At 56.6% G+C, this 21,687-nt stretch carries 22 protein-coding genes and 1 tRNA gene; 8 read left to right on the top strand and 15 right to left on the bottom strand.

The features are described from left to right. The first annotated feature begins 15 nt into the window (after positions 1-15). Positions 16-912: a LysR substrate-binding domain-containing protein gene (locus EUU23_RS01215; protein WP_160352316.1), complete on the top strand. Its 897-nt coding sequence runs from the start codon at positions 16-18 to the stop codon at positions 910-912. A gap of 13 nt (positions 913-925) precedes the next feature. On the opposite strand, the gene EUU23_RS01210 is transcribed toward EUU23_RS01215, so the two are convergent. The 6 genes from EUU23_RS01210 to EUU23_RS01185 form a co-directional block, all read right to left on the bottom strand. Next, positions 926-1,330 carry a hypothetical protein gene (locus EUU23_RS01210; RefSeq protein WP_160352315.1) on the bottom strand — a complete coding sequence of 135 codons (405 nt, stop codon included), beginning with the start codon at positions 1,328-1,330 and terminating at the stop codon, positions 926-928. 69 nt (positions 1,331-1,399) lie between these two features. Continuing rightward, complete coding sequence (locus EUU23_RS01205; RefSeq protein WP_160352314.1) at positions 1,400-2,278, bottom strand: MipA/OmpV family protein; 879 nt, start codon at positions 2,276-2,278, stop codon at positions 1,400-1,402. A gap of 78 nt (positions 2,279-2,356) precedes the next feature. Continuing rightward, positions 2,357-2,785, bottom strand: a complete 429-nt coding sequence (locus EUU23_RS01200) for a DUF2141 domain-containing protein (protein ID WP_246155993.1) — start codon at positions 2,783-2,785, stop codon at positions 2,357-2,359. Next, positions 2,742-3,491, bottom strand: a complete 750-nt coding sequence (locus EUU23_RS01195; protein WP_160352312.1) for a sterol desaturase family protein — start codon at positions 3,489-3,491, stop codon at positions 2,742-2,744. Before EUU23_RS01195 ends, EUU23_RS01200 begins: the two co-directional genes overlap by 44 nt. Positions 3,492-3,511: 20 nt before the next feature. Beyond that, positions 3,512-4,573, bottom strand: coding sequence for an MBL fold metallo-hydrolase (locus EUU23_RS01190; protein WP_160352311.1), 1,062 nt, complete (start codon positions 4,571-4,573; stop codon positions 3,512-3,514). A 10-nt stretch (positions 4,574-4,583) separates the two neighbouring features. Further along, positions 4,584-5,333 (bottom strand): ParA family protein, encoded by a 750-nt coding sequence (locus EUU23_RS01185; RefSeq protein WP_160352310.1) that lies wholly within the window; start codon positions 5,331-5,333, stop codon positions 4,584-4,586. A 106-nt stretch (positions 5,334-5,439) separates the two neighbouring features. Between EUU23_RS01185 and crtY the strand changes: the two genes are divergently transcribed. Genes crtY through EUU23_RS01165 form a run of 4 tightly spaced genes read left to right on the top strand, consistent with a single transcriptional unit; the run spans position 5,440 to position 9,591 of the window. Continuing rightward, on the top strand, positions 5,440-6,606 hold the full coding sequence (gene crtY / locus EUU23_RS01180; RefSeq protein WP_343032667.1) for a lycopene beta-cyclase CrtY: 1,167 nt from the start codon (positions 5,440-5,442) through the stop codon (positions 6,604-6,606). Further along, entirely contained in the window at positions 6,603-8,084 is a 1,482-nt protein-coding gene (locus EUU23_RS01175) for a phytoene desaturase (RefSeq protein WP_160352309.1), read from the top strand. Before crtY ends, EUU23_RS01175 begins: the two co-directional genes overlap by 4 nt. Beyond that, on the top strand, positions 8,084-8,665 hold the full coding sequence (locus EUU23_RS01170; protein ID WP_160352308.1) for a TIGR00730 family Rossman fold protein: 582 nt from the start codon (positions 8,084-8,086) through the stop codon (positions 8,663-8,665). The genes EUU23_RS01175 and EUU23_RS01170 overlap by 1 nt, the downstream gene beginning before the upstream one ends. Further along, a complete protein-coding gene (locus EUU23_RS01165; RefSeq protein ID WP_160352307.1) occupies positions 8,662-9,591 on the top strand; it encodes a squalene/phytoene synthase family protein in 930 nt (309 codons plus the stop codon). Before EUU23_RS01170 ends, EUU23_RS01165 begins: the two co-directional genes overlap by 4 nt. Here EUU23_RS01165 and EUU23_RS01160 read toward each other — a convergent pair. From EUU23_RS01160 to EUU23_RS01120, 9 genes are all read right to left on the bottom strand, one after another. Further along, positions 9,588-10,385, bottom strand: a complete 798-nt coding sequence (locus EUU23_RS01160; protein ID WP_160352306.1) for an inositol monophosphatase family protein — start codon at positions 10,383-10,385, stop codon at positions 9,588-9,590. The two genes, EUU23_RS01165 and EUU23_RS01160, sit on opposite strands and share 4 nt — an antisense overlap. Next, a complete protein-coding gene (locus EUU23_RS01155) occupies positions 10,378-11,724 on the bottom strand; it encodes a TldD/PmbA family protein (protein ID WP_160352305.1) in 1,347 nt (448 codons plus the stop codon). Before EUU23_RS01155 ends, EUU23_RS01160 begins: the two co-directional genes overlap by 8 nt. Before the next feature lie 35 nt (positions 11,725-11,759). After that, positions 11,760-12,119 (bottom strand): hypothetical protein, encoded by a 360-nt coding sequence (locus EUU23_RS01150; RefSeq protein ID WP_160352304.1) that lies wholly within the window; start codon positions 12,117-12,119, stop codon positions 11,760-11,762. A gap of 75 nt (positions 12,120-12,194) precedes the next feature. Further along, positions 12,195-12,833: a 7-carboxy-7-deazaguanine synthase gene (queE, locus tag EUU23_RS01145; protein WP_160352303.1), complete on the bottom strand. Its 639-nt coding sequence runs from the start codon at positions 12,831-12,833 to the stop codon at positions 12,195-12,197. After that, positions 12,830-13,513, bottom strand: a complete 684-nt coding sequence (gene queC / locus EUU23_RS01140; RefSeq protein WP_160352302.1) for a 7-cyano-7-deazaguanine synthase QueC — start codon at positions 13,511-13,513, stop codon at positions 12,830-12,832. The genes queE and queC overlap by 4 nt, the downstream gene beginning before the upstream one ends. Before the next feature lie 113 nt (positions 13,514-13,626). Continuing rightward, positions 13,627-13,703: transfer RNA gene (locus tag EUU23_RS01135), tRNA-Arg, on the bottom strand. A 49-nt stretch (positions 13,704-13,752) separates the two neighbouring features. Then, a complete protein-coding gene (ppdK, locus tag EUU23_RS01130; protein WP_160352301.1) occupies positions 13,753-16,413 on the bottom strand; it encodes a pyruvate, phosphate dikinase in 2,661 nt (886 codons plus the stop codon). A 102-nt stretch (positions 16,414-16,515) separates the two neighbouring features. Beyond that, the gene (gene glyS / locus EUU23_RS01125) at positions 16,516-18,741 is read right to left on the bottom strand and encodes a glycine--tRNA ligase subunit beta (protein WP_160352300.1); all 2,226 of its coding nucleotides are present in this window, start codon (positions 18,739-18,741) and stop codon (positions 16,516-16,518) included. Further along, the gene (locus EUU23_RS01120; protein WP_160352299.1) at positions 18,741-19,613 is read right to left on the bottom strand and encodes a glycine--tRNA ligase subunit alpha; all 873 of its coding nucleotides are present in this window, start codon (positions 19,611-19,613) and stop codon (positions 18,741-18,743) included. The genes glyS and EUU23_RS01120 overlap by 1 nt, the downstream gene beginning before the upstream one ends. A gap of 156 nt (positions 19,614-19,769) precedes the next feature. Here EUU23_RS01120 and EUU23_RS01115 point away from each other — a divergent pair, with 156 nt between their 5' ends. The 3 genes from EUU23_RS01115 to EUU23_RS01105 are packed head-to-tail and all read left to right on the top strand — an operon-like array spanning position 19,770 to position 21,626. Beyond that, on the top strand, positions 19,770-19,985 hold the full coding sequence (locus EUU23_RS01115; protein WP_160352298.1) for a helix-turn-helix transcriptional regulator: 216 nt from the start codon (positions 19,770-19,772) through the stop codon (positions 19,983-19,985). Further along, the gene (locus tag EUU23_RS01110; protein ID WP_160352297.1) at positions 19,951-20,637 is read left to right on the top strand and encodes a hypothetical protein; all 687 of its coding nucleotides are present in this window, start codon (positions 19,951-19,953) and stop codon (positions 20,635-20,637) included. The genes EUU23_RS01115 and EUU23_RS01110 overlap by 35 nt, the downstream gene beginning before the upstream one ends. 53 nt (positions 20,638-20,690) lie before the next feature. Continuing rightward, a complete protein-coding gene (locus EUU23_RS01105) occupies positions 20,691-21,626 on the top strand; it encodes a TraB/GumN family protein (RefSeq protein ID WP_160352296.1) in 936 nt (311 codons plus the stop codon). Positions 21,627-21,687 lie beyond the last annotated feature (61 nt).

Here is a 21,687-nt window from a genome sequence, read left to right as displayed (position 1 = left end):
ATTCAGGAATAATCGATGGACCGCTTGCATACGATCGAAATGTTTCTGGCGGTGGCAGATCGGGGCAGCTTTGCTGGCGCTGCGCGAGCATTGCAAATTTCACCCCCAGTGGTGACGCGTGGCATTTCGGAACTCGAGGCGCGATTGGGGGCAGTATTGTTTCACCGTTCGACACGCGCGGTATCACTGACCGACGAAGGTGCAGGCTTTGTGGACCGAGCCAAGAGGATCTTGGCGGACCTTGCCGATGCCGAACGCTCGCTATCGGGCACCCTGTCCGAACCACAGGGAACATTTCAGATCACTGCCTCTGTTATCTTTGGGCAAATGCACGTGCTGCCCGTGATCGCCGACCTGATCGACCGTTATCCGGCACTTGATGTTCGAATGATGCTCGTCGACCGCAACATTCGCGTGATCGAAGAAGGAATCGACGTCGCGGTGCGGATCGGTTCGCTTGCTAATTCATCTCTGCGGACGATCAGAATCGGGACGGTGCGACCCATGATTGTCGCTAGCCCTGCCTATCTCGCGCGTCACGGCGTTCCGGCCAGTGCGAGCGCTCTGCAATCTCACCGACTGATCGCTTCTTCGGGGCCAAGGGCTGCTACCGAATGGCGCTTCGATGGTCGAAAGACTGTACCGGCCAAGCCACGCATCGTTCTCAACACTGTGGCTGCTGCGGTTTTTGCTGCCGAAGCAGGCGTGGGCCTTGCAAATTTTCTCGATTACCAGGTTGAGGACGCTATCGATGCGGGACGGTTGATTGAGGTCTTGAAGCCCGATCAGCCTGAGTGGCTTCCGGTCAGCCTCCTGTTCGAGGCTAGCCGAAGCAACCTGCCGTCAGCGCGCGCCTTTATTGAGGCAATGCGGGCTCATGCAGCACATTGCGGTTGGGGACGATCACCCTAAACCAGTGGCAAAATTACGCCCGCGCTTCCCCCGCTGAATCCAGTGCCATCCAGAAGATGGAGGAGCTGGCGAGCTTCAGGAAATTCTGGGCCAGCAACGGGTCGACTTCGTCCCCGCGCGCTTGCATTACGGCGGCCATGGCGGCTTTCGGGCCGCCTTGGGCGGCGGCGTTCTCTGCCAGCAAGGACAGTTTCACGATGTGCATCGCGAGATGGTCGGCCTCATTTTCCGCAGTCGGCGTTGCCGCATTGCTTTGTAAGATACGCAGCCACATATAATTATGTACCGCATCAAGTTGGTCCACACCGATACCGGTTGATTGTGCAAGCTTGGAACCGATCCAGCTTGCCCTGCTTTCACGGCTATATCCAACCGACGGGCTGGCTTCCGGAGATTTTTCACTTGAAGAATGTTTCATATGCGCGCCCTTTTTTATAAAGACTGCATAGCCCAATCAACATTTCCAACTGGTTAAAGCCGGTCTTTCCTAAAAAGTATAGCTGATGCCACCGGCTAGAAACCACTGGTCCGCATCTCCGCGGATGGATGTTACGGGGGATCGTTTCGCGTCACCAATCAGCTTTGAATAGCTGACGAGGCCGAACACACCCCAGCCGCCATCGCGCGCATCACCCGACAGATCGACACCGCCAAGCAGCGATGCGCCGTAGCTTTTCCAGCCGCCCTTGGCATCAAATGTCGGCAGGCCGCTTGCCGCGCTGCCCGCTGCGTCAATGCTGAAATAGGTATCGGCATAATTGCCATCGACATGGGTCGCCGACAGGCTGAGGCTTGTAAAAACAGCGGTGGATAGCGGTGTGGAATAGCTGATGTTCGGGCTGATGAGGCGACCGCGATGCGCCTCGGCTACGTCCCACTGGATATCGGTGGATAGAGTTAGGCTGTCAAAGCGATTGAGCACTTTGGAAAAGGACACGCCTGCCGTCGCGCCGATTTCGATAGCCACATCTTTTTTGCCGAGTGATCGCACAACGCTGTCCTTGATGTTGTTATTGCGATCGGTACGAACACGGACTAGCGGCCCGGCCAGGAATTTCACATTTCCATTGGCGTTCGTGTCGCGAACCAGATCGACGTAGAGGCCCGGGCCACGCGCGCCAAAATCAAAACCGCTAACGCTTCCTTGCGCTAATGGCGCGGGGAACAGGGTGTAATCGTCTGAGCCTTCATAGCTGGGACCATAGCCACCGCCGATTCCAATTGTGAGCCAGTCTCCGGCAAAGACGCCCCGATCAGGGGCATCGGCCTTCGAACTTTCAGTTTCCGGTGCCTGAGCATTTAAGGACACGGACGAGAAGACGAGCGTAAGTACCGATATCTTGGCAAGGGTGAAAGCGAAACTCATGGCATGCTCCTGTTTGCGACTTATCCACAAACAAGCCAAATTGACAATTCGTTCCATGCGGATTGCATAGACGATTTATCAAAGCATGTATTTCATTTTCACGCGTTGGCTAACTTCGGCGGCGTCAATCGCAAATGCAGCTGCTTTGAACCGGGGTGGCCCCGCCACGATGACCGGGTTACGGGAGAAACCAAAGCCTTCCTTAGGCAGGAAAATCGCCATATCCATTTTGCTATTCGCATTTTCATCATGGATCAGCGCAACAGCATAAGTTCCCTGCTCCAAACCGTCAAAGCTGATATTGGCCGCATTGGATGCTGCGACCTTGGCGCGATGGCTTTTGGGGTCTTTGCTACAATCTGGAAAAAATTTGGGATTTGCGGTAACGCAGACAAGGACATTGCCTTTCATGCTCCGCAAACCATAAATGCTCAAATCCAGGGTCGATGTAGTCGACGTTGCGTCAAGTGCTGTTCCGGGTACCAGCGCCGTTACCCCAATCGCCAAGACCAAGGTCCGTGCCGCAAATCTTGTCCCAAAATCTGAAATAAAGCCCATAATTCCCCCGATATGCTTCATGATGTTTCTGGTGGTGCGTTGCTGTTATCAGCCATTTTCCTAATTTGCCGTTAACCATGAATCTGGGAAACAGCTCCCACCCCATATGATTGGTTACACCCATAACCGTCATCACAGTGAGCACAACGCCAATTGCGCCAACATGAATAGGAATAATGAACGTAAGAATAGGGATGATAAGCGCGCCGGTCAGAGCCTCCCACGGGTGGAACGACATCGCGGCCCACGCGGTCGGCGGGCGGCTTTCGTGATGGACGGCATGCGCCTTTTTAAACCACCATGGGCGGTGCATCAGCCGGTGGGTCCAATAAAACCAGCTATCGTGCGCGATCAGGTACAAAACAATGGACAAAGGAACATACCAGAGCGGATGTTCCGACCAGTTCCGGTAAATCAACGTCCAGCCCTGACTGTCCCAGCCCCAGGCGACAATGCCGGCCGGAATTCCGTAAATGGCGGCGCTCGCTAGACTCCAGCCGATTTCGCGGCGCATTTGCGGTTCGAGCCCCGCGTAGAGTTTTGGATACTTCACCCGCGTTGCCCACGCAAAAGCTCCGCTGACCACAAGATAGCGGACACCCACGATCAGGGTCATCGCCAAAGCGGATAACAGCACAGTGAGAGCATATTCCATAGCCCCCCATACTCCGGCACTTAGCGACTTAGCAAATTCTGAGTTTTAAATTCATTCTTGCCCGAAATGCTGATGACATCGCCATCATGCATGACCTTTATGGGGCCTGCGAAATGCTCCGATGCCGTGCCGGTCAGCGCAAATTCCAGCGGCTTGGGCACCGATGGCACGATATGCGTGAAGGCGAGCATACCGACACCTGCGCTTTTTGCGACATCGGCGGCTTGTTCGGGGCTGATATGATAGTTCTGGATATCGCTGAAGATTTTCGCCCTATTGGCGTTGCCCGCCTTGCGCGCGCTGTTTTCCAGTATCTGGACCATGCGCGGCGACAGAAGTTCGCTGACATACAGGTCTGACCTTTTGGCAGCTTTGGCAAGTCCCGGGGTGAACGCGGTATCGCCGCTGATCGTCACGCTACGGCCTTTCCAGTCAACGCGGTAACCAAGGGCGGGCTTGATCGGGCCATGGTCTACGGCAAAGGCGGTGATCCGGATGCCGCCGTCATCATAAACAGGTCCCGGCGCGATGGCTTTGCCCGCCATTCCATAGCCCGAAGGCTTCACCACATCAGCGCCGTGATGGGCAATGCGATAGGTGGAATCGATGCGGTAGACTGCGTTATAGCCCGCGGTAATCTCCAGAACACCTTCAGGCCCGTATACCGCAAGCGGCGTCGCGGCGCTGCTTCCTGCCCAGCGTTGCAGGGTGAAGGGGCCTAAGCCTTCGAAATGGTCGCTGTGCAAATGGGTCAGCCAGACGCCCTCGATCTTGCCTAACGGCATGCCCATCAGCGACAAGGTTTCGCCTGATCCTTCGCCCATATCGAATATGAAAATCCGTCCATCCGCGATCACAGCTGTACAGGCCGCCGCGCGGTCGCGGCTCGGAAGTGGAGAGCCTGTCCCGCAGAAAGCGACGTGCAGTTGGTCCTTGGGCAAATCTGTCAGCGCATTGCGCGCCATGGCGGCATCGGCACCGCGATTGAGAAGGTTCATGGCGATGGCGTCGCGCTTCACATAGCCGACCGCACCCACCAACGCTACTACCCCAAGCAGCGTCCAAAGCCATTTTTTCCGCATACCCCCTCCTTTAGTCTTTCAACTTGGCAAGCTTACGTTCGATAGCTCCCGCTAGCATGTGGAAAGCTTCACCCGAAGGCGAGCGATGAGCAAAAACACCCACCGGAGATCGATGCACCGCCATCATTTCGACGGCGCTGGCCATCGGGATGCGGGGCCAATCGGGGTTGGCCGACAGGGCCGCCACATGCAGATTGCGTCTGCGATCAACCATCGAAAATACCGGCAGCAAGGGTGCGTGCCCTTTGTGATGGTCTTTGAGATGCGACACGACATCTTCCAACGCACGCTGCGATAGAGGCGACGGGATGACGGGCACAATGATGATATCGGCGGCCCGCATCATCTGTTCGCTGGTTTCGGTCAGGCCTGGCGGACAATCCAGAAAAATCCGGTCATATTTTCCACTGATCGTTTCGACCAGCTTCGCCAAGCGTTTCTTTTTGCCCAACGAATTGAAAAATCCATCTAGCCCGCGCAGTGATATATCGGCGGGAAGCAAGTCCAATCCCGAAATCCCCGTTGGAACGATCAGCTTTCCCGGCTCGACATCTCTTTCAAAAACCGAACGTGCTTTCGATTTTTTTTCAGGGTCATAGCCAAGAATGAAACTGGAAGCCGATTGCGGATCAAGATCCCATAGCAACGTTTTCTTTTCGCGCCGCAATGCCGCCTCTGCCGCCAGGTTAACGGTCAATGTTGTTTTACCGACACCGCCTTTCAGGCTGTAGATGGCGATCACTTTAGCTGTATGAACCATATCGCTTTCGTCCCCATTCCCGCTCCAATTGTCAACCACCCAGAAAGCTGTGTATTTCGTTGGCACAAGGCTTTCCCTTGTAAAATGCCTGCGCTAGAGCCGGAGGGTGAACCGGGATAATATAAAAGTTGATTTTGCGATAGTCGGCGGCGGGCTTGCTGGCGGGCTGATTGCGCTGGCGCTCGCCAAAATGCGGCCGGAATTGAAAATCGTGCTCATCGAACAGGGCGACAGCTTTGGCGGCAACCATATATGGAGCTATTTTGCGAGCGACATATTGCCCGAACATCGGTGGTTAACTGCGCCATTGGTGACCTATGGCTGGTCCGGATATGAAGTACGCTTTCCCGCGCATAGCCGGTCGCTCGAAAATATCTATTACACGATAGAATCGGAGAGGCTCGACTGGGTTTTACGGCATAATCTGCCTGCATCGGCCATGATGCTTGGCCGCGAAGTAAAAGCGGTGTCCCCGCGTCTGGTCGTGCTTGACGGGGCGCAGCGAATCAATGCAGGCGGTGTAATCGACGTGCGCGGCGCAGGTGATCTTAATCATCTGGACTGCGGGTGGCAGAAATTTACCGGGCAGCTCATGCAATTGTCCGAACCACATAATCTCACCAAACCCATCGTCATGGATGCGACCGTGGAGCAATATGACGGGTACCGGTTCGTCTATGTGCTGCCCTTTGGCATGGACAAGATCTTTGTCGAAGACACATATTATAGCGATACGCCCAACCACGATCCCCGCCGATTGCGACAGCGGTTGGCCGAATATGCCGACGGTAAGGGTTGGAAAGTAGAGCGTGTGTTGCGCGAAGAAAACGGCGTTTTGCCCGTCGTCATGGGGGGCGACCTGGAGAGTTATTGGGCAAGCGGCAGCGGCCGGACAGCCAAGGCCGGTGCACGCGGCGCTTTTTTCCAGCACGTTACCAGCTATTCGCTTCCCGATGCGGTTCGCAACGCCATTTTCATTGCCGAACAGCCCGATCTCGATGGCGATAAATTGAACATGATCATGCGGCAACGCGTGCAGGAACATTGGCAGAGCGGGAAATTCTACCGAATGTTGAACCGGATGCTGTTCCGCGGCGCAGAAGCTTCGGAACGCTACAAAATCCTCGAGCGCTTCTACAGGTTAAAGCCCGGATTGATCGAACGCTTCTATGCGGGAAAGACGAGCGGCGGTGACAAGGCGCGCATATTGTCTGGCAAGCCGCCCATTCCTATCGGAAGAGCCATCACCGCGATCCGGAGCAAAAAGAAATGAAAACCGCAGCAATCATAGGCGCCGGATTTGGCGGACTGGCACTTGCCATGCGTTTGCAATCCGCAGGCGTCGCCACGACCATAATCGAAGCACGGGACAAGCCCGGCGGGCGCGGCTATTATTGGGAAAAGGACGGCTTTACCTTCGACGGCGGACCAACCGTCATCACCGACCCGCCCTGCCTTGAGGAGTTATGGAGCGTATCGGGTCACAAAATGGCCGACGACATCGAACTGATGCCGGTCTTCCCCTTTTACCGGCTGAACTGGTCCGACGGCACCAATTTCGATTATTCCAATGATGCGCCGGGGTTGAAGGCGGAAATAGAAAAACTAAACCCGGACGATGTCGAAGGCTATCGCAAATTCCTTGAATACTCAAAGGGTGTATTCAAGGAAGGCTATCAAAAGCTGGGTTCGGTCGCGTTTCTGGACTTCGCTTCGATGATAAAGGCAGCGCCTGCCTTGATGAAATATCAGGCGTGGCGCTCGGTCTATTCGATCGTATCCTCTTACGTCAAAGACGAAAAGCTGCGCGAAGCCCTGTCTTTCCATACGCTTTTGGTGGGCGGAAACCCTATGTCGACCAGCGCGATTTACGCCCTGATCCACACGATTGAAAAAGAAGGCGGAGTCTGGTTTGCCAAGGGCGGTACCAACAGGCTGGTCGCTGCGATGGTTACGCATTTTGAACGGCTTGGCGGTACACTAAGGCTGGGTGACCCGGTGGAAGAAATCGAAACGCGCGGCGACAAAGTCATCGGCGTTCGCACCAAATCGGGTTGGCGCATGGATTGCGATGTTGCTGCATCCAACGGCGATTTGATGCATACATATCGGGATCTGCTCACCAGCAATAAGCGCGGCGAGCGCGCGGCAAAGTCGCTGAACCGGAAAAGCTGGTCGCCGTCGCTGTTCGTTTTGCATCTGGGTATCAAAGGCACCTGGCCGGGCATTCCCCATCACATGATCCTGTTCGGCCCGCGGTATAAAGGCTTGCTCGACGACATTTACAAAAATGGCGTGCTGCCCAAGGATTTCTCGCTTTATCTGCATCATCCCACCGTCACCGACCCAAGCCTTGCGCCTGAAGGTTGCTCGACCTTCTACGTGCTCGCGCCCGTTGCCCATATGGGCAAGGCACCGCTCGATTGGGATGGTGATGTGGCCGACGCCTTGAAAGAACGGATATTGGATGAACTGGAACGTCGCCTGATCCCCGACATCCGTTCGCGGATTATGACCCAATTCCATTATACACCGGCAGATTTCGGCCGCGACCTGTCCGCGCATCTGGGCAGCGCATTTAGCCTTGAACCGGTATTATGGCAGTCGGCCTATATGCGAGCGCACAACCGCGACGATGCCATTCCCAACCTGTATTTTGTTGGCGCTGGTACGCATCCTGGTGCAGGAATACCCGGTGTCGTTGGCAGCGCAAAGGCAACGGCGGCTCTGATTTTGGAGGATTTGAAATAGTGAAGCGACTTGCGGTTTATTGCGGTTCGGCAACACCTGAGGACACTATCTATATCGAGACAGCCCGCACTGTCGGGCGCTTGCTCGCCGAACGCGGAATTGGTGTCGTCTATGGCGGTGGCCGGTTGGGGTTGATGGGTGCGGTCGCGGATTCGGCCTTGGCGGCGGGCGGCGAAGTGATCGGCATCATTCCGGAAGCGTTGGTTGGTGCCGAAGTCGCACATAAGGGCTGCACGCAATTGTACGTCGTATCGGGAATGCATGAACGCAAGGCGCGCTTTACCGATTTGTCCGATGGGTTCATCACTATTCCGGGCGGCGTCGGCACAATGGATGAATTGTGGGAGGCGATAAGCTGGTCACAATTGGGCTATCATCAAAAACCCGTGGGTGTTTTGAATGTGGCGGGCTTTTACGATGAGTTGATTGCGTTCAACGCGAAGATGATCAATGTCGGTTTCATCCGGCCCCAACATGCGGGGATCATGATCGTCGATGAAACGCTGGACGGTTTGCTCGGCAAAATGGCGGCCTATGTCCCGCACAAGACGATCTTCCAGATGAAAGCGGACGATTTGTGAGAGACCGCGCCGCGCTCGTCGCTTTCGCGCAGGAAAGCATTGCGCGCGGTTCCAAATCCTTCCGTTTTGCCAGCCGCCTGTTCGACCGCACGACGCGTGAACGGGTGTGGTTGCTCTATGCCTGGTGCCGCAAATGCGATGACATGGCCGACGGACAGGACCATGGCGGGGCGATGGCGGTTGTCGATGACCCGCTGGAGCGGCTTGCCATCATCCGCGATCTGACAGCCAAGGCATTGGAAGGCACACCGACTGGCGAGCCTGCATTTGATTGCTTGGCTATTGTTGCGCGCGAGTGCGGATTAACCGCAAAAATGGCCGAAGATGTGATCGAAGGCTTCGCGCTGGATGCCGCCGACTGGCACCCCCGGCGGGAAAATGATCTTTACCGCTATTGCTACCATGTTGCAGGCGCAGTCGGCGTCATGATGGCGGTGGTGATGGGCGTATCCCCGGACGAGGAAGCAACACTCGACCGTGCATGCGACCTCGGCCTTGCCTTCCAATTGGCCAATATTGCGCGTGATATTGCCGAGGATGATGCTGCGGGGCGGTGTTACCTGCCGGACGACTGGCTGGCGACACTGGATATCGGCCCCGGCGAGCATATGCGGCCACATAACCGGAAAAAGCTCGCACTGATGGGCCGCTGGCTTGCTGATGAGGCAGAGCAATATGAAGCTTCGGCGCGTATTGGGGCGGTCGAACTCCCCTTTCGCGCGCGCTGGGCGGTACTGTCCGCAGCCGGCATTTATGGCGATATCGCCCGGCAAGTCCGCAGCGCAGGCGAACATGCGTGGGATCAGCGTATATATACCAGCCGTCCCGAGAAATTCCGTTGGGTCAAAACGGCATTCGCCGATGCTGTCGCCAATAACCCCCGTCCCATGGACCGAAGCGGCCTCTGGACGCGGCCGAGGGTTTAGGGCGCCATATATTTGCGCGCCCGGTCCTCAAGCCGCTGAACCGCCGCCTCATGAATTCCCGGCGCACAGCAGATCAGGCCAAAATCTCTTGGATCACGCTTGTTATATGTCAGTGGCTGTCCCAGCGCATCGGATACCACCGCGCCCGCCTCTTGCGCCACCAGATGCGCCGCTGCGACGTCCCATTCATGGCCCCAGCGCAGCGTCGCGACCAGATCGGCGCGGTCGCACGCGACCATGGTCATCCGCATCGCAATGCTGTTGGGCTTGGCGACCCTTACAAGATCATGGTCGATTTTCGGCAACTCATCGGCAGGAACACGCGCGCCTGCAAACTCCTGCCGCACACTTCCGGTGAGGCGATCTCCATTGCAGGTCACCCCTTCCCCATGCGCTGCGACCCATAATTTCTGCTGTGCAGGCGCGGCCATGATAGCGAAGTATGGCTGGCCATCGGCGACAAGTGCGACCGAAACGCACCAGCCATTACGTCCCCGGACATAATCGCGCGTGCCGTCGATTGGGTCGACAAGCCACAGTAAACGGGAATCCAGGCGCGCCGCGTCGTCCGCGGTTTCTTCCGACAGCCATGCGGCTTCGGGCAGGATGCGGGTGAGGCGCTCTTTCAGCAGAACGTCTACTTCCATATCGATATCGCTGACCGGGCTGTCGTTGCTTTTTGACCAGACCCGCGTGTCGGGCGCTGCGCCGTCGCGCCAACTGGTCATTGCCAATGCAGCGGCTGCCTCAACAGCGGCAATCACCGCAGCACGGTCGACCAGCCGCTCAGGCACTCGCGATCATCATTCCGTCGATACGCAATGTCGGCACATTGCTGCTGCGGATGAACTCCAGATCGACGGCGGCGACCATGGCGGTGAACATATCTTTCAGGTTACCCGCGATCGTAAACTCGCTGACGGGACCCGCGATCTCGCCATCAAGGATCAGGAAGCCAGCGGCGCCACGGCTGTAGTCGCCCGTGACCAGGTTGACGCCTTGTCCCACCAGTTCGTGCACATAGACGCCATATTTGATGTCGCGTATCAGGTCGGCAACGCTGCCCGACCCGCCTTCCAAATGCAGATTGGACGTGCTGACCCCTGGTGCACCACTAACGCCGCGGCTTGCATGGCCTGTCGGTTGCAGACCCAACTGCCGTGCCGAGGCACTTTCCATGAGCCATCCGGTCAGCACCCCTTTTTCGATGATGGCGCGCCGTGCGGTCGGCAGCCCTTCGCCATCAAAACCACGGCTGGACAAGCCACGTGGGCGTAATGGATCGTCGATGACCGATAGGCTGCTGTCAAACAGGGCTGTGCCATTCGCATCGAGCAGGAAGCTCGTCTTGCGTGCAATGGAAGAGCCCGAAATCGCACCCAGCAAATGGCCCACCAGCGAGCTGCCGACACGCGGATCAAATACCACAGGCATCGCGCCGCTCTTTACCGATCCGGGATTTACCCGCTTGACCGCGCGTTCGCCAGCCCTTCGTCCGATCGCTGCCGCGCTGTCGAGGTCGGCCAGATGGCGTGCCGAGCGCCAGTCATAATCGCGTTCCTTGGCGTCCCCCTCACCCGCAAGCACGCTTGCGGACAGGCCATAGCCGGTCGAGGATTTTACACCGGCGAAACCATGGCTCGTGGCCAAGGCGAAGATGGAGCGTGCGGCGCTCGCGCCTGCGCCTTCGCTGTTGGTGACACCTGCAACGGCGCGCGCCGCATCTTCGCATTCCAGCGCCGCGACACGAAGCAGAGCCGGGTCGGGGTCTTGCCCGTCATCGACATCCAGATCGGGAACATCGCCCTTGAGCAAACGATCTTGCGGGGCCAGCCCTGCATATTGGTCCTCGGGCGCTTCCTTTGCCATGTCGATGGCGCGGGACACCAGATTTGCCAGGATCGAGGGATTAAGGCTGGACGAAGAGATGGTTGCCGAACGCTGCCCGACAAAGACCCGCAGGCCGATTTCCTCCCCTTCCGAACGCGCCACATCTTCGAGAGCGCCGAGGCGCACCTGCACCTCTGTGGACGCATCGCAGACATAAACGGCATCGGCGGCATCGGCGCCTGCTTTTATAGCTTGGGAAACAAGATTCTCTGCGCGGTCGAGCGCTTCATGTGGCTTTAGCATAGTCCCCGCTTAGGCGCGGGGCGCAAGAGCGTCAATCAGGCGACCGACGTAATCCCACGAAAAAGAACGGCAATACCCGCAGGTATACCGATGGCGCCAATCCACAATTTGACCCGATCCATTTTGAATTGGGTATCAAAACCACCATCACCTGAATCATTAGCCTGAATGGTTTGCCAGCGACGTTCCAGACCTCTGCACGGCGGAATGACCAGAGCGACGAATATTACGAGCATGAAATAAGGGAAAATCGACGTCCCCTCATTCTCCATTGCCGGGGTAACGAGAAAGATCAGCATCAATGTATAAACCACCAATGCAAATGCAACATGATCCGACATGCGCTTGGAATAGCTTTTATGTGCACGCATATGTGCATGTTCAGCTCTTGCCATGATCACTCTCCCCTTTTTTCTCCTTGGGGAAGATTGTCACTATATTCCCTGCGTTACAAGCAGATTTACCATATGTCAGGGCAGCCCCAAAATCTTGTGATTTTGCAAAGACAAACGCCATTTCGGATGGCGCATCACAAAATCCGTCGCGCCAACAACATTTGCCCGATTCTCAGATTCAGCACCGCAGTCCATTGGTTGAATCAAAAAATTGGCAAAGTCCCATTGTTCCATCAAATCAGGCTCACTACCCTGTTGCGGCCAGACAAGTTTCAATTCATCTCCCCGGCGCTGCACAACATCGGACCCCGCTTTGGGGCTGATGCAGACCCAGTCAATTCGGGGATGTGTGGCAATTGTGCCGTTGCTCTCAATGGCAATGGTAAACCCATGCGCGTGCAAGGCATCGACAAGTGCGTCATCGACTTGCAACATCGGTTCGCCACCTGTCAGCACGACATAGCGGGCCGACTTCCCTTCACCCCACAGAGATTCCACCTTCGCCGCCAGATCTTGCGCCAAATATCGACCACCATTTTCGCCGTCCATTCCGACAAAATCCGTGTCGCAAAACTGGCAGATAGCGGTGGCACGATCTTCCTCGCGCCCGGTCCACAAATTGCACCCGGTAAAGCGCAGGAACACCGCACGACGCCCCGCATGGACGCCCTCTCCCTGCAACGTCAGGAAAATCTCTTTGACTGCATAGCTCATACGTATTCGGTCGGGTCGACCAGCCCTGCATCGGCAAAACCCTTTGCGCGAAGGCGACAGCTGTCGCATTTTCCGCACGCTTTGTTATCAGATGTCGGGTCGTAGCAGGACCAGCTCATCCCCGCGTCCAGCCCGAGCCGCGCCGCTTGAGTGGCGATGTCGGCCTTGCTCATGTGCAACAAGGGCGTGTGAACCGTAAATGCATCGCCTTCTACCCCGGCTTTGGTCGCAAGATTTGCCATCGCCTCGAACGACCGGATAAATTCAGGTCGGCAATCCGGATAGCCGGAATAATCCAGCGCATTCACGCCAATCCACAAATCCCTCGCACCGCGCGCTTCGGCGAGGCCAAGACAAAGCGAGAGAAAAATGGTGTTGCGCGCCGGGACATAGGTGACCGGAATGGCATTTTCCTCCACACCGTCCTTGGGCACATCAATATCTGCGGTCAGCGCCGATCCGCCAAAGCGTGTGAGATCGAGCGGCAGGATGATATGCTCAATCGCATTCAGATGCGCCGCAATTTTCGCGGCCGATTCCAATTCGATACGGTGACGCTGATTATAATCAATGGTCAACGCGACCAGCGCGTATCCAGCCTCTTTCGCCAGACCGGCGACGACCATTGAGTCGAGACCACCGGACAAAAGGACGATTGCAGATTTACTTTTGGAGTTCATACTTTCCCATAGCCGTTCGTGTCGAGCGAAGTCGAGACACCGTTTAGGCGTACATAAACTGTTGGCCTCTCGACTGCGCTCGAGACGAACGGTTTTTGGCAGTGAGAGGAAAGTGGTGCACCCGGAGCGATTCGAACGCCCGGCCCTCAGATTCGTAGTCTGATGCTCTATCCAGCTGAGCTACGGGTGCACTGGAGCGCCGCTATTAGAAGGGGATTACAGCGGGCGCAACCCCTTTTCTAACCTTTTGCCAAAGCCGCCTGTGCCGCCGCCAACCGCGCGATGGGCACGCGATAAGGCGAGGCGCTGACATAATCGAGGCCAACCTTTTCGCAGAAGGCAATGGACGCCGGATCGCCGCCATGTTCCCCACAGATACCGAGCTTGATGTCGGGACGGGTGGCCTTGCCCTTGGTCACAGCGATTTCGATCAACTGCCCCACACCCTCGACATCGAGGCTGACGAACGGATCGCGGGCATAGATGCCTTTGTCGACATAATGCGTCAGGAAGCGGGCCGCATCGTCGCGGCTGACGCCCAGCGTTGTCTGGGTCAGGTCATTGGTACCGAAGCTGAAGAAGCTGCCGACTTCGGCGATTTCATCGGCCATCAGCGCGGCGCGCGGCAGTTCGATCATCGTGCCGACCAGATATTCGATGCGTTTGCCCTGTTCGGCAAAAACCTCTTCCGCAGCCTTGTCCACGACGTCCTTCATCAATTCCAGTTCGCGTTTGGTGCCAACCAGCGGGATCATGATTTCAGGCACGGGCGCGACATCAAGCGAACAGGCCGCCTCGAAAATCGCACGCGCCTGCATTTCGTAGATTTCGGGATAAGTGACGCCCAACCGGCAACCGCGATGGCCCAGCATGGGGTTGAATTCGTGCAGTTCGGCGGCGCGCTGTTTGAGCACTTCAATGCCCACACCCGCAGCCTCGGCGACTTCGGCAAATTCGCTTTCCTGATGCGGCAGGAATTCGTGCAAGGGGGGATCGAGCAAGCGAATGGTGACGGGAAGCCCGGCCATAACCTCGAAAATAGCGGTAAAGTCCTTGCGCTGCTCGGGCAGCAATTTGTCGAGCGCGGCACGGCGGCCTTTTTCATCCTCCGCCAAAATCATCTGGCGCACAGCGGTAATGCGGCTGGCGTCGAAGAACATATGCTCGGTCCGGCACAGGCCAATGCCTTCCGCGCCAAAATCCCGCGCTGTCTGCGCGTCGAGCGGCGTTTCGGCGTTGGCGCGCACTTTCATCCGGCGGCCCGCATCGGCCCACACCATCAAAGTGCCAAAGTCGCCGACCAGTTCCGGCTGCAAGGTCGGAACCTCGCCAGCCATCACTTCGCCGGTCGAGCCGTCGAGCGTCAATATGTCACCTTCGGTCAGGGTGCGGCCAGCAATACGCAGGACGCGCGCCGCGGCATCGATCTGCAAGCTTCCCGCGCCGGAAACGCACGGGCGTCCCATGCCGCGCGCCACGACCGCCGCATGGCTGGTCATCCCGCCGCGTGCAGTCAGTATGCCCTTGGCGGCATGCATGCCGTGAATATCTTCGGGGCTGGTTTCGATGCGGACCAATATGACCGCCTCGCCCATATCGTTGAAGCGTTCCGCCGTGTCGGCGTCGAACACGATCTTGCCCGATGCCGCACCCGGGGACGCAGGCAAGCCGGACGTCAGCACATCACGCGGCGCATTGGGGTCAAGTGTGGGGTGCAGCAATTGGTCGAGCGCCATCGGATCGACCCGCAACACCGCCTCGTCCGTGCTAATCAAACCGGCTTCGGCCATGTCCACCGCGATTTTGAGCGCGGCCTTTGCCGTGCGCTTGCCCGACCGGGTTTGCAGCATCCACAATTTTTCGCGCTCAACGGTGAACTCGATGTCCTGCATATCACGATAATAGGTTTCGAGGATTTCAAAGACGCGCGCTAACTCCGCATAAACGCCGGGCATCGCTTCTTCCATCGAGAGTGGCTTGGCGCCGGCACGTTCGCGTGCGGCCCTGGTCAGATATTGCGGCGTGCGGATCCCGGCAACGACATCCTCACCCTGCGCGTTGATCAAATATTCGCCATAATAGGCATTTTCGCCCGTGGCCGGATCGCGGGTAAAGGCAACACCGGTGGCCGATGTGTCACCCATATTGCCAAAGACCATGGCCTGCACATTGACCGCAGTGCCCCAGTCGCCGGGGATGTTGTTCAGGCGGCGATAGACCTTCGCACGGTCCGATTCCCACGAACCAAAGACGGCGCCGACCGCACCCCAAAGCTGGTCATGCACGTCTTGTGGAAATGGCTTGCCCCATTCGGCCTCAACCAGCTTCTTATATGCGGCAACCAATGCCTTCAGATCATCGGAGGTTAATTCGGTATCGAGATAATAGCCCTGATCTTCCTTCGCGACCTCCAGAGCCTCTTCAAAGGCACCATGGTCGAGTTCGAGAACGACATCGGCGTACATTTGGATGAAGCGGCGATAGCTGTCCCACGCAAAGCGCGCATCGCCCGACGACGCGGCAAGTCCTTCCACCGTGGCGTCGTTCAATCCCAGATTGAGCACCGTGTCCATCATGCCCGGCATAGAAACCCGCGCGCCGGAACGGACTGATACGAGCAGCGGATTTGCCGGATCGCCAAAGGTCTTGCCGGTTACGTTCTCGATATGCGCGAGACCGTTGGCGACTTCCGCGCGGACGCTGTCGGGAAAGGTTTGGCCATTGACATAATAAGCCGTGCACATTTCGGTGGTGATGGTGAAACCGGGAGGGACTGGCAGGCCAATCGATGCCATGCCGTCGAGGTTCGCGCCCTTTCCCCCCAACAGGTTTTTGTTGCCACGAACGGTTTCGTCGCCGTCAGATACGTCCCCGCCGAACCGAAACACATATTGGGTCATACTGCCTCCAAAAACTTGTCTTCTATGTTGCCCGTGCCAAAACGCTCCGGAATTGGCAAAGGCAATAAAGGTTCGATTTGGCATCAAAAGGATATTTGCAAATTATCCCTCTATTTTCGAAAAATCCGCAACCCTGTGCACCGCATCGCGGAACCGCGCGAGTAAGCCCAGCCGGAAGGCGCGGATTGAGGGGTCAGGGTCATTTATCATCACGGCGTCGAAGAACGCATCGATGGGAGCACGTAAACTAGCCAAAACGGCCATTGCACCTTCAAAATCCTCGGTATCAACGGCAGCCGCAGCCTTGGGTTCAGCGGTGTCGAGGGCTGATTTAAGCACAATTTCAACATCACTCAAACCGTCATGCTGAACTTGTTTCAGCATCTTAGTATTTTCGCCGTCTGCAGAATAAGACCCTGAAACAAGTTCAGGGTGACGGTTGTTTTTGTCATCACCCGATTGCTTCAGGATATTCGCCGCACGTTTGTAACCGGCCAGAAGATTTGCGCCTTCGTCGGTTGTCACGAAGCCTCGCAGCGCCTCGGCACGAATCACGATTCTATCTAATCGCCCATCACCTCGCCCGAGCCAATCGCTAGACGCAGAAACGAAATCGTGACGAATCCCCGCTTCACGTTGCTGCACCGCCAATCTGTCTGCGAGAAAATCTTGAACTATGGTCAACAACCCCCTGCGTTCCATATCATGGTCGCTTAGTTGGGCTTTCGGATCAGATTGACCTAACCAAAACTCTATTGGTGCGTCTGTGTGTAATTTAAGATTATTATTAATTATCAATCTTATAATAGCGATTGAAGCGCGCCGTAAAGCAAATGGATCTTTCGAACCTGTTGGAAATTCTTTAATATCAAAGAACGAAAGCAACGTATCCAGCTTATCCGCCAAACTCACCGCCACCGTGACCGGCGCGGTCGGCACATCGTCGCCCTGCCCGACCGGTTTGTAATGATCGCGTACAGCATCGGCGACGGCGTTGCTTTCACCCTGTGCGCGGGCATAATAGCCGCCCATGATGCCCTGCAGTTCGGGGAATTCGCCAACCATTCCGGTGACGAGGTCGGCTTTGCAAAGCCGCGCTGCGCGCTCGGCTTCGTCGGCATTCGCTCCTTTGACGACACCCTCTTCAACCAACCAGCGCGCCAGTTTGGCGACGCGCTCTACCTTGTCGGCAACCGTCCCCAGCTTTTCATGGAAGGTAATCTGCGCCAATTTTTTGGCCTGTTCATCGAGCGGAACCTTCAGATCCTGTTCCCAGAAGAATTTCGCATCGCTCAACCGTGCGGCCAATACCTTTTCGTTACCCGCAACAATCGCGGCCCCGCCATCGTTCGCGACGATGTTCGCGGTGCAGACAAAGGCATTGGCAAGATCCCCCTCCCGTTTACGGGAGGGGTTAGGGGAGGGTAACGCCGCTTCCGAACTTGATCCGTCCCCGGCCCCTCCCGCAAGCGGGTGGGGAGTTTGGCAGACGAAATATTTCTGGTTCACCCGGGCAGTTAGCTGGATGACCTCTTGCGGAACCTCCAGAAAGGCAGGATCGAACCGGCCGAGCATCGGCACCGGCCATTCTGTCAGTCCGGCATTTTCGGCAACGAGGCCTTCATCATCCACCAGCACCAGACCGGCAGCCTCAGCCGCGGCCTTTGCCCCATCACGGATCAGCGTGCAGCGTTCGGAGAAGTGGACGATCACATGCGCCGCGCGCAACGCCTCGACATAGGCGTCGGCATTGGCGATTTCGATGGGGCCGCGCGAATGGAACCGGTGCCCCATGCTGTGGCGTCCGCTTTCGATGCCATCAATGGCGCAGGGCACGATATCATTGCCGAGCAGAGCAATAATGCCCTGTAACGGGCGAACCCAACGCAGGCTTTCGGTCGAAATCGACGCCGCGCCCCAGCGTTGCGACTTGGGCCAAGGGAATGCGCGGATGATTGCGGGTATCGCGTCACCGAGCACGTCGGCCGTGTTGCGCCCGGGCTTTTCGACGACAGCGAAATAGATGCCATCGCGCTCCACCAACTGGTCCTGTGTCAGACCGGTTTTTCGCAAAAAGCCTTCCATCGCCTGTGGAGGCGCGCCGACCTTCGGACCCTTGGTTTCTTCGGACACCGCCTCGGTTGCCAACGGCAAACCTTTGGCAATCAGCGCCAGACGGCGCGGCGTGGCAAAGGTTTCGACCGACTGCGCGGCAAGACCAGCCTTGGCCAGCGCCTCGTTAAAAAGCCGCGCAAGGTCTTCCTTGGCCTTGACCTGCATCCGCGCAGGGATTTCTTCGGAAAGAAGTTCGAGAAGGAAGTCGGCCATTATTCCGTCCATCCATTCTTTTCCATCCACGCCTGACAACTGCCTTTGGCGAGATCGCGGACACGGCCCATATAAGATGCACGTTCCTGCACGGAAATAACGCCCCGGGCCTGCAGCAGGTTGAACAAATGGCTGGCCTCAATCGCCTGGTCATAGGCCGCGAGCGGGATACTCGCCGCAATGCACCGCTGACATTCCGCCTCGGCCTTGGCAAAGCCGTCGAACAGCGCGGCGGTGTCGGCGACTTCGAAATTATAGGTCGAAAACTCGACTTCATTCTTGTGGAAGACATCGCCGTAGGTGACGCCATGATCGTTGAATTTCAGGTCATAGACGCTGTCGACACCCTGGATATACATGGCGAGACGCTCAAGACCGTAGGTGAGCTCGCCCGCGACAGGCTTGCAATCAAAGCCGCCCATTTGCTGGAAATAGGTGAACTGCGTCACCTCCATACCGTCGCACCACACTTCCCAGCCCAGACCCCATGCCCCCAAAGTCGGGCTTTCCCAGTCGTCCTCGACAAAACGGATATCATGCTTCAACGGGTCAATGCCGATGGCGTCGAGCGAACCCAGATACAGCTCCTGCAAATTGGCGGGGCTGGGCTTCATGATGACCTGATATTGGTAATAATGCTGCAACCGGTTGGGGTTCTCGCCATAACGCCCGTCGGTGGGGCGGCGGCTAGGCTGCACATAGGCGGCGTTCCAACTGTCGGGGCCGAGCGCCCGCAAGGTCGTTGCGGGATGGAAAGTCCCTGCCCCGACGCGCATGTCATAAGGCTGCAAAATGATGCAGCCCTGCTTACCCCAATAATCATGGAGAGTCAGGATCAGGTCCTGAAAACTTAATGGTGCCACCTCAGACATGGCCAGCCCCTTGGCCGAGATAAGGCGCTAAATCAAGGTTCTGGACGGCGTGACGGCATTTTGTCAGCCTCGCATAGCATTATGTAAGGTCTTGTTGACATTATCCGCGAATCAGTTTAGTAAGGTAAACATGACAGAACGACAGCCTAACCTGACATGAAAAACCAATTGAAAGTTTTGCGGGCAATGCGTGACTGGAGTCAGGCGGACCTAGGTGAACGTCTCGACGTATCCCGTCAGGCAGTGAACGCAATTGAAACAGGCAAATATGACCCGTCCTTGCCGCTGGCATTCAAAATAGCGCGTCTGTTCGGGCGACCCATTGAGGAGATTTTCGATGATGAATTCAGCGGAGGCAAAGATGACCGATAGTGATGACATGGCCGAATCCAACGGCCGCCCCCTTATGTGGATAATCCTGTCCGCACTCGGCATCGTCATGACTGCGGGTGCGATCGCAGGGTATATGGCACAGCATAACGCCCAAGGTGGCGGACCTTTGGGTATGTCCGGCATTGTCGCAATGTCCGTTTTCTCGGCGATTATTGCCGGCCTTTCCTATTTTGTCTGGATCAACAGCAAAAAGTTCCGGGCAAGCGGTGACATGCTCACCAACCGGGAAAAGCTCAATCGAAACATTATTTTGGGCTGCTGCTTTAGCGGTGGTGTCATCGGTTTGTTGCTGGCCTTTTACGACATCAACATCGTGGGCTCAGAACCTTCCGCATTGGCAGTTTTTTCGGACAGCCCGATTGCGCCCGCTATCGCAATCCTGCTGGCGTTCTTCTGGGCGGTCATCATGCCCGTCGTTGCATGGTTCTGGCACAAGCGAGCCATCGATGAACAAGAAGCCAGCGCCTATCGTGACGGTGGCTATTATGCCGCGTACACTTATCTTATCGGAGCACCGACCTGGTGGATGTTATGGCGTGGCGGAATCGCGCCCGAACCCAATGGACCCGCTATTTTCATGATATTTGCGCTTTTATGGTCCGCTGTTTGGTATTGGAAGAAATACCACTGACATTCCGAAAATTATCGTTCATTTCCTCAAAGTGCGTTTCACAGGAGAAAGTCATGTCATCAATTATAAAGACCCTTTTAATTTCAACGGCGATTTTGTTTGCACCATCAGCCATAGCGCAAACCGAAGCGCCTGCGGCCGTCGAAGCGCTGGACCCCGTCAAAGCCGTTCCACCGACACCAAAGGACGTCGACCCGGCGCTGTGGGTTGTCAAAGACGAAGACACTACGATCTATCTGTTCGGCACTGTTCACATCTTGAAGCCCGGCCTCAACTGGTTTGACGATGGGGTCAAAGCCGCCTTTGATAAATCCGACAGGTTAGTCCTTGAAATGGTGGAACCGCCTGCGGCTGAAACACAGGCACTTTTTGGCAAGCTGGCCATCGACCAGACCGGAAAAACGCTGCGGTCCAAAATGAATGACGCCGACCGTGCCGTCTATGAAGCGGCGCTGACGAAGATCGGATTGCCGACGCAGGCGCTCGACCCGTTCGATCCTTGGGCGGCGGCGGTGACCATGTCCGTTCTTGCGATTCAAAAGCTGGGCTTCGACATCAATAGCGGCGTTGAAAAGCAGCTAAGCATTGCGGCAAATGCGGTTAAAAAGCCTATCAGCGGCGTTGAAACCATGGAATATCAACTCGGCATTTTCGACAATATGCCGGAAGAAGAGCAGATCCGTTTTCTTATGACTTCGGCCAAAGCCATTGGTGATGCCGAACAGATGATGGGCAAAATGGTAGAATTATGGGGCGCGCCGGACCCTGACGGCCTGGGTCAATTGATGAATGAAGGCCTAAGCAGCCGCCTGATTTATGATGCGCTGCTTACCAAAAGAAATGCCAATTGGGCCAAATGGATCAAGGCCGAAATGGACAAACCCGGCGTTATTTTCATGGCGGTCGGCACCGGACATCTGGCCGGTCCTACAAGCGTTCAGTCCCTGCTCCCCGCCTATGGATTGACCGCGGAAAGAGTGGCATATTAAGCGCTAATCTGCCACGGGATAAGGGCTCGCATGATGCGGGCCCTTATTTATTTTGAGGGAT

Origin of the sequence: Sphingorhabdus profundilacus (assembly GCF_009769755.1) — a bacterium.
Lineage (GTDB): Bacteria > Pseudomonadota > Alphaproteobacteria > Sphingomonadales > Sphingomonadaceae > Sphingorhabdus_B > Sphingorhabdus_B profundilacus.
This window is presented reverse-complemented; position numbering and strand designations above follow the sequence as displayed.

Excerpts from the sequence above, each read along its gene's own strand:
- EUU23_RS01215 (WP_160352316.1), top strand. The coding sequence starts at position 16 with ATGGACCGCTTGCATACGATCGAAATGTTTCTGGCGGTGGCAGATCGG.
- EUU23_RS01210 (WP_160352315.1), bottom strand. The coding sequence starts at position 1,330 with ATGAAACATTCTTCAAGTGAAAAATCTCCGGAAGCCAGCCCGTCGGTT.
- EUU23_RS01205 (WP_160352314.1), bottom strand. The coding sequence starts at position 2,278 with ATGAGTTTCGCTTTCACCCTTGCCAAGATATCGGTACTTACGCTCGTC.
- EUU23_RS01195 (WP_160352312.1), bottom strand. The coding sequence starts at position 3,491 with ATGGAATATGCTCTCACTGTGCTGTTATCCGCTTTGGCGATGACCCTG.
- EUU23_RS01190 (WP_160352311.1), bottom strand. The coding sequence starts at position 4,573 with ATGCGGAAAAAATGGCTTTGGACGCTGCTTGGGGTAGTAGCGTTGGTG.
- EUU23_RS01185 (WP_160352310.1), bottom strand. The coding sequence starts at position 5,333 with ATGGTTCATACAGCTAAAGTGATCGCCATCTACAGCCTGAAAGGCGGT.
- EUU23_RS01175 (WP_160352309.1), top strand. The coding sequence starts at position 6,603 with ATGAAAACCGCAGCAATCATAGGCGCCGGATTTGGCGGACTGGCACTT.
- EUU23_RS01155 (WP_160352305.1), bottom strand. The coding sequence starts at position 11,724 with ATGCTAAAGCCACATGAAGCGCTCGACCGCGCAGAGAATCTTGTTTCC.
- EUU23_RS01150 (WP_160352304.1), bottom strand. The coding sequence starts at position 12,119 with ATGGCAAGAGCTGAACATGCACATATGCGTGCACATAAAAGCTATTCC.
- queE (WP_160352303.1), bottom strand. The coding sequence starts at position 12,833 with ATGAGCTATGCAGTCAAAGAGATTTTCCTGACGTTGCAGGGAGAGGGC.
- queC (WP_160352302.1), bottom strand. The coding sequence starts at position 13,513 with ATGAACTCCAAAAGTAAATCTGCAATCGTCCTTTTGTCCGGTGGTCTC.
- ppdK (WP_160352301.1), bottom strand. The coding sequence starts at position 16,413 with ATGACCCAATATGTGTTTCGGTTCGGCGGGGACGTATCTGACGGCGAC.
- glyS (WP_160352300.1), bottom strand. The coding sequence starts at position 18,741 with ATGGCCGACTTCCTTCTCGAACTTCTTTCCGAAGAAATCCCTGCGCGG.
- EUU23_RS01120 (WP_160352299.1), bottom strand. The coding sequence starts at position 19,613 with ATGTCTGAGGTGGCACCATTAAGTTTTCAGGACCTGATCCTGACTCTC.
- EUU23_RS01115 (WP_160352298.1), top strand. The coding sequence starts at position 19,770 with ATGAAAAACCAATTGAAAGTTTTGCGGGCAATGCGTGACTGGAGTCAG.
- EUU23_RS01110 (WP_160352297.1), top strand. The coding sequence starts at position 19,951 with ATGATGAATTCAGCGGAGGCAAAGATGACCGATAGTGATGACATGGCC.
- EUU23_RS01105 (WP_160352296.1), top strand. The coding sequence starts at position 20,691 with ATGTCATCAATTATAAAGACCCTTTTAATTTCAACGGCGATTTTGTTT.